Raw genomic sequence first — 10,753 nt, forward strand, 5'->3', positions numbered from 1 at the left:
GCATGTGGTATTTTGCCTGGATTCTCGGCACCCTGCTGGCCTGTGCGTTTGGCGTGATCACGGCGCTGGCGATTGAACAAGCAGAAGAGAGCGGCGCGAAGGACAAACAGCACTGATGCGCACGCTGATTCAGACGCTGTATCGTCTGATGGACAAGGGCCCATTGCGGGCCCTTTCACTAATACTGGCGCTGTGGCTGGCGGGCTGTGTTATCTGGCAACCGTCACGCTTTGCTGCCCGTACGAGTGAACTCGCCATCTGGCATGGATTACTGCTGATTTGGGCGGTGTGCGCCGGCGTGATTCATGGCACCGGTTTTCGTCCCTTGCAAACGCGCTGGCGTGCCGTGTTTTCCCCTTTGCCGGCGATGATTGTTTTAGTGTTAGGGATTTACTGGTTCTATCATTAAGCCCGGCCGCAGACTTACATTCCCCGATTTTCCTGTCTAACTACCGGGCCTGACGTGAGTTTTTGTCAGCGCCTGGTCAAGAAATCTCCTAAAAATCCTTCCAGTTGTTAACGTGTGATAATTATTTTCTCCTGGCTCTGGCGGACCATTCCCAAGCCGATCTCACTTGCGTATAGTAGCAACGTTTAAAATGAGACCGGGATGTAGAGTGAGTACAACGCTGTTTCGCTGGCCGGTTCGGGTCTATTACGAAGACACCGATGCGGGTGGTGTGGTTTACCACGCCAGTTATCTTGCTTTCTATGAACGAGCACGTACCGAGATGTTGCGCCAGCACCATTTCAATCAACAAGCCCTGTTGGAAGAACAGGTGGCGTTTGTGGTACGACGCATGACGATAGACTTTGTTGCCGCAGCACGTCTTGACGATCTTCTGGATATCCAGAGTGAAGTGACCGCCATGACTCGCGCCACCATGACATTCTCGCAGCGTATCGTTAATGCAGAAGGCAAAGTGCTGAATGAAGCAGAAGTCCTGATCGCCTGCATCAACCCACATCTAATGAAGCCGATTGCGCTTCCCAAGTCTATTGTCGCGGAGTTCAAGCAGTGACTGACATGAATGTTCTTGATTTGTTCCTGAAGGCGAGCCTTCTGGTCAAACTTATCATGTTGATTTTGATCGGCTTTTCTATTGCCTCATGGGCGATCATTATTCAGCGCACGCGCATCCTGAATGCGGCGGGTCGCGAAGCCGAAGCCTTTGAAGATAAGTTCTGGTCAGGCATCGAGTTATCTCGCCTGTATCAGGAAAGCCAGGGACGCCGCGATGAGTTGGGCGGATCTGAGCAAATTTTCTATTCGGGCTTTAAAGAGTTTGCCCGTTTACACCGTGCTAACAACCACGCGCCAGAAGCGGTAGTCGAAGGCGCCTGCCGTGCGATGCGCATCTCGATGAACCGTGAACTGGAAGCGCTGGAAAACCACATTCCTTTCCTTGGCACCGTTGGTTCCATCAGCCCGTATATCGGTCTGTTCGGTACGGTGTGGGGGATCATGCACGCCTTTATCGCGCTTGGCGCGGTGAAACAGGCGACGTTGCAGATGGTTGCGCCGGGTATTGCCGAAGCGTTGATCGCCACTGCAATCGGTTTGTTCGCGGCCATTCCTGCCGTTATGGCGTATAACCGTCTGAACCAGCGCGTCAACAAGCTGGAGCAGGGCTACGACAACTTTATGGAAGAGTTCACGGCTATCCTGCATCGTCAGGCTTTCTCCACCGACAACACGAAGTAAGTCGAGGTTAACGATGGCCAGAACCCGTGGTCGCGGGCGCCGCGACCTTAAGTCGGAAATCAACATAGTTCCACTACTGGACGTGCTGTTGGTATTGCTGCTCATCTTTATGGCAACCGCGCCGATTATTACCCAAAGCGTGGAAGTGGATCTGCCTGATGCGACCGACTCTAAAACGGTCTCAACGGATGATAATCCCCCGGTCATTGTTGAAGTGGCTGGTGTCGGGCAATACAGCCTGGTGGTGGATCACGATCGTATGACGCAGCTGCCGCCCGAACAGGTGGTAAGCGAAGCACAGCGTCGCATTGAAGCCAATCCGAAGACGGTATTCCTGATTGGTGGAGCGAAGGATGTGCCTTACGACGAAATCATCAAAGCGTTGAACCTGTTACATCAGGCAGGCGTGAAATCTGTCGGTTTGATGACACAGCCGATTTAAAGCGAACCGTTTTTGGGATCCGAGAGTGTCGAAGGTAACCGAGCAGAACGACAAGTTAAAACGCGCGATAATCATTTCGGTGATACTGCACATCGTGCTGATCGCCCTGCTGATCTGGAGCTCGTTTAACGAAAAGATCGAATCCAGCGGCGGTGGCGGCGGCAGTGACATTGATGCCGTGATGGTCGATTCCGGCGCGGTGGTTGAACAGTATAACCGCCAGCAGAATCAGCAACGCGACAGCCAGCGTGCCGAGCAGCAGCGTCAGAAACAGTCGCAGCAGCAGGCCGAAGAGTTACAGCAGAAGCAAGCTGCTGAGCAGCAGCGCCTGAAAGAGATGGAAAAAGAGCGTTTGCAGGCGCAGCAGGAAGCCAAAGAGCAGGCCAAACAGCAAGCTGAGCAGCAGAAAGCCGCTGAAGCAGCCGCGAAGCAGGCTCAGGATCAGCAGAAGGCAGCTGAAGCGGCCGCCGCAAAAGCTAAGTCGGATGCGAAAGCTGAGGCGGATGCGCAAGCTAAAGCGGCGGCGGATGCCAAAGCCAAAGCGGTAGAAGAGGCTAAGCAGGCTGCAGCGGACGCAAAGAAGAAAGCGGACGAACAGGCCAAAGCCGCAGCGGCTGAAGCGGCGAAAGAGAAAGCAGTAGAGCAAGCCAAAGCCGCCGCAGAAGCGAAAGCGCAAGCTGCCGCCGAGGCCAAAGCGCAGGCTGCAGCCGATGCGAAGGCGAAAGCCGCTCAGGAAGCCAAAGAGGCTAAAGAGCAAGCTGCCGCAGACGCAAAAGAAAAAGCTGCGGAAGCCGCGAAAGAGAAAGCCGCCGAAGCCGCAAAAGAAAAAGCTGCCACTGAAGCCAAAGCTAAAGCGGATGCAGCAGCCAAGGCCAAAGCCGATGCAGCTGCGAAAGCCAAAGCAGCCGCTGATGCCAAGAAGAAAGCCGCATCTGAAGCAGCGAAGAATGAAAGTGACGTTGATGACCTGTTAGGTGGACTCTCGTCTGGTAAGAATGCACCGAAAAGTGGCACGGCTTCTGGCGGTGCGGCAGGGCAGGGCAATCAGAAGAAAGCCGGTGCATCAGGCGCAGCAATTGATAGTTACCTCGGTCAGGTGCAGGGCGCGATCCAGTCTAAATTTCAGGATCCTGATCTTTATCGTGGTAAAACCTGCGATGTGAAGATCAAACTTGCTCCTGATGGGCTGTTAATATCAGCAACTTCAGCAGGTGGTGATCCTGCACTGTGTCAGGCAGCATTGAATGCAGCTCATACTGCGAGAATCCCTAAGCCGCCTAGTTCGGCTGTCTGGGATGCAGTAAAAGATGCAACGCTTGAGTTCAAGCCTCAATAAATGCAGTAACCCACGGCAGGTTGAACTAAGGTTAGCTTGCCGTAATTTATGAACACTCGTGTTTTTCAGGAACTGTGCGAATTATCGTGGACTCAGGTTCAGATAAGGGAGAAAAGATGAAGCAGGCACTTCGTGTAACCTTAGGTTTTTTTGTACTGCTGTGGGCAGCGATGCTGCACGCAGAAGTGCGCATTGAAATTACGCAGGGCGTGAACACCGCACGTCCAATTGGTGTGGTGCCGTTCAAATGGGCTGGCCCAGGCGCGGCACCCGAAGACATTGGCGGCATCGTCGCGGCTGACTTGCGCAACAGCGGTAAATTCAACCCGCTGGACCGTTCACGTCTGCCACAGCAGCCCGCCAGCGCGCAGGAAGTTCAACCTGCCGCATGGAGCGCATTAGGTATTGATGCGGTTGTCGTGGGTCAGGTCACGCCGAACCCGGATGGTAGCTACCAGATTGCTTACCAGCTGGTGGACACCGGCGGCGCACCTGGCACGGTGCTGGCGCAGAACTCTTACAAAGTCACTAAGCAATGGCTGCGTTATGCAGGCCATACAGCCAGTGATGAAGTGTTTGAGAAGCTGACCGGTATCAAAGGCGCATTCCGTACGCGTATCGCTTATGTGGTGCAAACCAACGGCGGCCAGTTCCCTTACGAACTGCGCGTATCAGACTACGATGGTTACAACCAGTTCACCGTGCACCGTTCACCAGAGCCATTGATGTCACCGGCCTGGTCTCCAGACGGCAGCAAAGTGGCCTACGTGACCTTTGAAAGCGGTAAGTCAGCGTTAGTGGTACAAACGCTGTCAAACGGTGCGATCCGTCAGGTCGCTTCTTACCCGCGCCACAACGGTGCTCCGGCCTTCTCGCCGGATGGTTCAAAACTGGCGTTCGCGTTGTCTAAAACCGGTAGCCTGAACTTGTACGTGATGGACCTGGCTTCAGGTCAGACGCGTCAGGTGACTGACGGTCGCTACAACAGCACCGAACCGACCTGGTTCCCGGATAGCCAGACGCTGGCTTACACCTCGGATCAGGCAGGTGCGCCTCAGATTTATAAAGTGGGTATTAACGGCGGTGCGCCACAACGTATTACCTGGGAAGGTGCTCAGAACCAGGATGCGGATGTGTCAACTGACGGCAAAACCATGGTGATGATCAGCAGCGCCGGTGGCGCTCAGCATGTCGCCAAACAGGATCTGGTAACGGGAGCCGTTCAAACAATAACGGACACGTTCCTGGATGAGACGCCAAGTCTGGCGCCTAACGGCACGATGGTAATCTATAGCTCTACTCAGGGGATGGGTTCCGTGTTGCAGTTGGTTTCAACAGATGGGCGTTTCAAAGCGCGTCTTCCGGCAACCGATGGACAGGTCAAATTCCCTGCCTGGTCGCCGTATCTGTAATGCATGATTCCCCTGCATAGCGGGGGATGAAAATGTATAGCAAACAAAATAATAGGATAAAGAAATGCAACTGAACAAAGTGCTGAAGGGTTTGATGCTGGCTCTGCCGGTAATCGCAGTAGCTGCATGTAGCTCGCACAAAAACAACAACAACGACCAGACTGGTATGGGCGCAGACAACGGCGCTTACGGTGCTGGCCAGAACGGTAACATGTCTTCTGATGAGCAAGCGCGTCTGCAGATGCAGCAGCTGCAGCAGAACAACATCGTTTACTTCGGTCTGGACAAGTATGACGTGGCTTCTGACTACGCTCAGATGCTGGATCAGCACGCAGCATTCCTGCGCGGCAACCCGTCTTACAAAGTCACCATCGAAGGTCACGCGGATGAGCGCGGTACCCCAGAGTACAACATCGCCCTGGGCGAACGTCGTGCTAGCGCAGTGAAAATGTACCTGCAGGGCAAAGGCGTTTCTGCTGACCAGATGTCTATCGTTTCTTACGGTAAAGAAAAACCAGCTGTACTGGGTCATGACGAAGCGGCTTACGCTAAAAACCGTCGTGCCGTACTGGTTTACTAAGAGCATCACATGATGAGTAACTTCAGACTTCATCTATTGAGTCTGTCGTTACTGGTTGGCGTAGCGGCCCCATGGGCCGCTAATGCCCAGGCGTCAATCAGTAGCGTTGGCTCAGGCTCGGTCGAAGACCGTGTCACCAATCTTGAACGTATCTCTAATGCCCAGGCTCAGCTTCTGCAGCAGTTGCAGCAGCAGATGAGTGACAACCAAAGCGATATCGATTCGCTGCGCGGCCAAATCCAGCAGAACAGCTATCAACTTAATCAGGTGATTGAGCGCCAAAAGCAGCTCTATCAGCAGATCGATACGTTGAGCAGTGGTAATGCGGGCGCACAGGCGAGCGGTGGCGGTGATGCCGCAGCGGCGGGTGCAGCAGCGGGAAACGCTGATGCAGGTGGTAGCAATGCAAGCGGAAATACCGCTGCCCCTGCGCAAACCGGCGATGCAAATACCGATTACAATGCGGCAGTTGCGCTGATTCTTGAGAAGAAGCAGTTCGATCAGGCGATCACGGCCCTGCAGGCGTGGGTGAAGAAGTACCCTGACTCCACCTATCAGCCTAATGCCAATTACTGGCTCGGTCAGTTGTATTACAACAAGGGCAAGAAAGATGATGCCGCTTATTATTTTGCCACTGTGGTAAAAAATTACGCGAAATCGCCGAAAGCCCCGGAAGCGCTGTTTAAGGTTGGCGTGATCATGCAAGAGAAGAACGACACGGCGAAAGCCAAAGCGGTCTATCAACAAGTGATCAAACTATACCCGACAAGCGAATCTGCCAAGCTGGCGCAAAAGCGTCTGGCTGGTATGTAATTTGTGCAGCAGAGACCGGATTTCGTATGATTTCTGGTCTTGCAGCATGAAAGGTAAGCAATTGAGTGATTTGGTGATAAATAAGGGTTGCGCCCTCCCGCTAAATCAGTAATATATGCCGCCGTTGCCCGGGCAGTTTAACAAAGCGTCCGGCAGCTTGAAGATGGGTCGTTAGCTCAGTTGGTAGAGCAGTTGACTTTTAATCAATTGGTCGCAGGTTCGAATCCTGCACGACCCACCATCTTAACCTGCTGTATGTTAGATGTTTTCTTCAGAAGCTTCACAACCTTGATGGGTCGTTAGCTCAGTTGGTAGAGCAGTTGACTTTTAATCAATTGGTCGCAGGTTCGAATCCTGCACGACCCACCATCAAGTTTAAAGTTGTAAGCCGCTCCTCGAGCGGGTCGTTAGCTCAGTTGGTAGAGCAGTTGACTTTTAATCAATTGGTCGCAGGTTCGAATCCTGCACGACCCACCACTACGTAGAAAGGCGCCCTAAAGGCGCCTTTTTGCTTTTCTGCGTTTATCAAACCTGCACTTCGTAAAATTTAGCCGTTATGGCTGTGAGTCCGTGCGTCAGCCCGTCAAGGCGGGACGGATCGCGAAGGAAACTCACATCCCTGTGGATCGGCCTCGCCATCCATGGCTCGGACGCTTCGCTCTTCCGCTCCCGCCTTGACGGGCTTATGAGGCGTAATCGTTGCTTCCTAAAAAGCGCACCAATCTGGCATGAAGGCGGCAATAAGGGGCGGAGGAGTAAAGCTTGTGGCGCAGGGATGCGCCACCAGAGCCTACAGGGATGTATTTACGGCGTCTTTACGTAACCGCCCCTTATTGCCGACTGAAACGCACTGTCGTTGTTTTGCTGGCGACTGGAGTGCACAAGCGATGATCCCATTGCCGAAAAGAACGCCCAGTCATGCTTTTTTCTCTTTCTCGGCCGATTTCTCAGGCGTCAAACTCTTCCAGATATGCAGCACCGCATAGCTGCGCCACGGCCGCCAGACCTGCGATAACTGCTCTGCCACTTTGGCACTCACCCCACCAAGGTTATTACGAATCGCAATATCCTCCTTAGGGAACGCATCTGGCCAGCGCAGAGCGCGCATCGCGATATAACTCGCCGTCCATGGTCCTACGCCTTTCAATGCCAGCAACTGCTGCTGAACCACGTCAGGGTTAACCGCGCCGTTAAAACGCAGTGCACCGGATGCGCACGCCTGTGCCAGCGCCTGAATCGCCTGCGAGCGAGCGCTCACAATACCGAGGCTAGCGATATCATCAATGGTTGCCGTGGCAAGGGATTCCGCAGTCGGTGGCAGGCGAGAGAGTTCTGGCCATGGCGTAGCGAGAGGCTCGCCGAAACGCTGCGCCACACGACTGCTCAAGGTGGTTGCAGCCTTAACGGTCACCTGCTGGCCAAGAATTGCCCGCACCCCCAACTCAAAGCCGTCAAACGCCCCAGGAACGCGCAATCCCGGATAACGTGTCAGACTGTCAGCTAATAGCGGATCCTGGCTTAGCTGCTCGCTGATGCGCTGTGGTTGGGCATCAAGATCGAACAGGTCACGCAGACGGCGCAGCAGGGCGGGTAACACTGGCGTTAACGTGGTAGTGAACTGCACCTTAAGTGCCTGCTTATCCGGCAGATGGCTGATGCGCACCCAGCCACGGCAGTTGCCGAGCGCTACGGTGCGGTGATAAGCGCCTTCACTGACCCACTCAGCCTCTTTCATCACGCGCTGCTGAAGAAAATCCAGGATGGCATCCCAGTCGTAAGGTGGGCGATAACTCAGACGCAGCTCTGCGCTCTCCTGCACCGTGGTCATGCTCTCTGGTTGACTCTGTTTGCGCAGGCGCGAAGGCGTCATGCGATAGCGCGCCTGAAACACATCATTAAAGCGGCGCAAACTGCGAAAACCGCTGGCATAGGCGATTTCGGTCACTGGCAACGAAGTCTCAGTCAGAAGTTGCTTCGCCAGCAGCATGCGCCGCGTTTGGCGCAGCTCCAGCGGTGACACGCCTAGCTCCTGCTGGATCACGCGGCGAAGCTGGCGCTCACTCAGGTCAAACTCGCCGGCGATTTCGGCCAGTGTCTCTTGCTCTTCCAGCAGGCCCTCTTCAATCCGTCGAATCAGACGATCGGCGATGCGGTGATGACTATCAACCGGTGCGAAGCCCGGCGCTAACTCAGGACGGCAGCGCAGGCAGGGCCTGAAATGCGCTTTTTCGGCGGCTTCAGCGCTGCCAAAAAACAGGCAGTTCTTCTGCATCGGCGCTTTCACCGGGCAAATGGGCCGACAGTAAATGCCGGTTGAGGTCACGCCGACAAAGAACACGCCGTCGAAGCGACTGTCGCGTGAGGTCAGCGCCTGGTAAGCAATCTCGGGATCAAACATCATCGTCTCCAGCAAATAAACCGCATATACCCTTCAGAATTCAAAGCGCAGGTGCATTGGCTGCTCACGTTCACCCGGATCACTGACTTGAGTCAGCTGATCAGGATGATGAACCTCCTTAAAGAGGCTCCCTTTCGGTCCCACGGAAGCGCTGTTCAAACCGACTGATCGATTAGTCTCTCGTGTACCGCCTTCCTGCGTCTTGAATGATTTTGGGTATCGTCGCGCAAGTAGCTGAGCAAAACTCGCTGCTTTCGGACAGCTAACCAGTTTATGCTCATGACCGAAAACAGCCAGTTTATCGCGGCAGAAGTGCGATAATGACACACTGATTTATGCCGGAGGTGCCTTATGTATCATGCCAAAATCATCCCAACGCCGGTTGGTGAACTGACGTTGATTGCAACCGATAACGGGTTGTCAGCAATTCTGTGGGAAAACGAAGGCTCACAACGCGTGCCACTGAAACCCATCAGCCGCAACGATCAGCATCCGATTCTGTGCGAGGCCGAGCGACAGCTGCGTGAATACTTCGCCGGAGAACGCCAGCAGTTCGACATGCCTTATGACACCGTCGGCACTGAATTCCAGAAAAAAGTCTGGCAAGCGCTGCTGACGATTCCGTTTGGTGAAACCCGCAGCTATCAGCAAATCGCGGAGCAGATCGGCAATCCGAAAGCCATGCGCGCGGTGGGGGCGGCCAACGGTAAAAATCCTCTGTCGATCATGGCGCCTTGCCATCGGGTGATTGGCAGCAACGGTAAGCTCACTGGCTTTGCAGGCGGTCTGCCGGTGAAAGCTTTCTTGCTGGAACTGGAAAACCCGCAGAAATCGTTAGGTGGCTTGTAAACCGCATAAAAAAGAGACGACACTCTCGCGCATTTCCGCTATCGTGTTTAGCATATAAAACACGATGGCGGTTTTGATGCCGCATCATCGCTGTAAAAGGCGATTTTGTTAAATTGAGAAAACGAGAGCCGTGTTATGAGTCTGATGTTCGATCCTGAAAGCGCGATTTATCCCTTTCCGCCGAAACCGGCGCGTCTCAGCCAGGATGAAAAATCCCACTACATCTCTGAAATCAAACGCTTATTAAAAGAGCGTGATGCAGTGCTGGTCGCGCATTATTACACTGACCCAGAAATCCAGGCGCTGGCGGAAGAGACCGGCGGCTGCGTCTCGGACTCCTTAGAGATGGCCCGCTTCGGCAGCGCGCATCCGGCAAAAACCTTGCTGGTGGCAGGCGTGCGTTTTATGGGCGAAACCGCAAAAATCCTCAGCCCGGAAAAAACCGTGTTGATGCCGACGCTGCATGCAGAGTGTTCACTCGATCTTGGCTGCCCAATTGAGGAGTTCAATCGCTTCTGTGATGAACATCCGGACCGCACCGTGGTGGTGTACGCCAACACCTCAGCCGCTGTCAAAGCGCGCGCGGATTGGGTGGTGACATCGAGTATTGCGGTGGAGTTGATTGAGCATCTCGACAGCCTCGGTGAGAAAATTATCTGGGCGCCGGATCGCCATCTGGGCCGTTACGTCACCAAACAGACTAAAGCCGACGTGCTGTGCTGGCAGGGCGCGTGCATCGTGCATGACGAGTTCAAGACGCAGGCCTTGCAGCGTATGAAAACGCTCTATCCTGATGCGGCGATCCTCGTGCATCCGGAATCCCCGCAGGCAATCGTCGATCTGGCAGATGCCGTGGGCTCCACCAGCCAGCTGATTCAGGCGGCGAAAACCTTGCCGCATCCGCAAATGATCGTTGCCACCGATCGCGGCATCTTCTACAAAATGCAGCAGGCGGTGCCGGACAAAGAACTACTGGAAGCGCCAACGGCAGGTGAGGGCGCGACCTGTCGCACCTGCGCGCACTGTCCGTGGATGGCGATGAATGGCCTGAAAGCCATTGCCGAAGGGCTGGAGCACGGTGGCAGCGAGCATGAAATTCATGTCGATGACGCGCTGCGTGAAGCCGCATTGATACCGCTTAATCGCATGCTAGACTTTGCAGCACAACTCAAACTCAAGGTGAAAGGGAACGCGTAACGCGGCTTTCATACAGGTGCA

Annotated in this window: 12 protein-coding genes and 3 tRNA genes; 14 read left to right on the plus strand and 1 reads right to left on the minus strand. The window is 54.4% G+C overall.

Features of this window, described 5'->3' with window-relative positions; genetic code table 11:
* The first annotated feature begins 2 nt into the window (after positions 1-2).
* The 12 genes from cydX to ACXI0A_RS07500 all read left to right on the plus strand — a co-directional run bounded on the left by cydX (position 3) and on the right by ACXI0A_RS07500 (position 6,765).
* Complete coding sequence (gene cydX / locus ACXI0A_RS07445) at positions 3-116, plus strand: cytochrome bd-I oxidase subunit CydX (protein ID WP_058962355.1); 114 nt, start codon at positions 3-5, stop codon at positions 114-116.
* Positions 116-409: a cyd operon protein YbgE gene (gene ybgE / locus ACXI0A_RS07450; protein ID WP_476149597.1), complete on the plus strand. Its 294-nt coding sequence runs from the start codon at positions 116-118 to the stop codon at positions 407-409. Before cydX ends, ybgE begins: the two co-directional genes overlap by 1 nt.
* Positions 410-599: 190 nt before the next feature.
* A complete protein-coding gene (ybgC, locus tag ACXI0A_RS07455) occupies positions 600-1,022 on the plus strand; it encodes a tol-pal system-associated acyl-CoA thioesterase (protein WP_202404442.1) in 423 nt (140 codons plus the stop codon).
* Positions 1,019-1,705 carry a Tol-Pal system protein TolQ gene (gene tolQ / locus ACXI0A_RS07460; RefSeq protein WP_224930010.1) on the plus strand — a complete coding sequence of 229 codons (687 nt, stop codon included), beginning with the start codon at positions 1,019-1,021 and terminating at the stop codon, positions 1,703-1,705. Before ybgC ends, tolQ begins: the two co-directional genes overlap by 4 nt.
* A gap of 13 nt (positions 1,706-1,718) precedes the next feature.
* The gene (gene tolR / locus ACXI0A_RS07465) at positions 1,719-2,147 is read left to right on the plus strand and encodes a colicin uptake protein TolR (RefSeq protein WP_034829164.1); all 429 of its coding nucleotides are present in this window, start codon (positions 1,719-1,721) and stop codon (positions 2,145-2,147) included.
* Positions 2,148-2,172: 25 nt separating this feature from the next.
* Positions 2,173-3,483 (plus strand): cell envelope integrity protein TolA, encoded by a 1,311-nt coding sequence (tolA, locus tag ACXI0A_RS07470; protein ID WP_476149594.1) that lies wholly within the window; start codon positions 2,173-2,175, stop codon positions 3,481-3,483.
* A 116-nt stretch (positions 3,484-3,599) separates the two neighbouring features.
* Positions 3,600-4,895 (plus strand): Tol-Pal system beta propeller repeat protein TolB, encoded by a 1,296-nt coding sequence (tolB, locus tag ACXI0A_RS07475; protein ID WP_224930006.1) that lies wholly within the window; start codon positions 3,600-3,602, stop codon positions 4,893-4,895.
* A gap of 64 nt (positions 4,896-4,959) precedes the next feature.
* Positions 4,960-5,475: a peptidoglycan-associated lipoprotein Pal gene (pal, locus tag ACXI0A_RS07480; RefSeq protein ID WP_034829168.1), complete on the plus strand. Its 516-nt coding sequence runs from the start codon at positions 4,960-4,962 to the stop codon at positions 5,473-5,475.
* 9 nt (positions 5,476-5,484) lie between these two features.
* A complete protein-coding gene (gene cpoB, locus ACXI0A_RS07485) occupies positions 5,485-6,288 on the plus strand; it encodes a cell division protein CpoB (RefSeq protein ID WP_476149593.1) in 804 nt (267 codons plus the stop codon).
* 165 nt (positions 6,289-6,453) lie between these two features.
* A tRNA-Lys gene (locus ACXI0A_RS07490) sits at positions 6,454-6,529 on the plus strand.
* 52 nt (positions 6,530-6,581) lie between these two features.
* Positions 6,582-6,657 (plus strand) — tRNA-Lys (locus tag ACXI0A_RS07495).
* Between the two features lie 32 nt (positions 6,658-6,689).
* Positions 6,690-6,765 (plus strand) — tRNA-Lys (locus tag ACXI0A_RS07500).
* Between the two features lie 439 nt (positions 6,766-7,204).
* Here the strand turns inward: ACXI0A_RS07500 and ACXI0A_RS07505 are convergent.
* Positions 7,205-8,686: an AlkA N-terminal domain-containing protein gene (locus tag ACXI0A_RS07505; protein ID WP_476151126.1), complete on the minus strand. Its 1,482-nt coding sequence runs from the start codon at positions 8,684-8,686 to the stop codon at positions 7,205-7,207.
* Positions 8,687-9,037: 351 nt separating this feature from the next.
* Here ACXI0A_RS07505 and ACXI0A_RS07510 point away from each other — a divergent pair, with 351 nt between their 5' ends.
* Together ACXI0A_RS07510 and nadA are read left to right on the plus strand one after the other, a co-directional pair.
* On the plus strand, positions 9,038-9,535 hold the full coding sequence (locus tag ACXI0A_RS07510) for a methylated-DNA--[protein]-cysteine S-methyltransferase (RefSeq protein WP_224929997.1): 498 nt from the start codon (positions 9,038-9,040) through the stop codon (positions 9,533-9,535).
* A gap of 135 nt (positions 9,536-9,670) precedes the next feature.
* Complete coding sequence (gene nadA, locus ACXI0A_RS07515; protein WP_224929993.1) at positions 9,671-10,732, plus strand: quinolinate synthase NadA; 1,062 nt, start codon at positions 9,671-9,673, stop codon at positions 10,730-10,732.
* Positions 10,733-10,753 lie beyond the last annotated feature (21 nt).

This window comes from Pantoea sp. C1E2, from assembly GCF_056491465.1.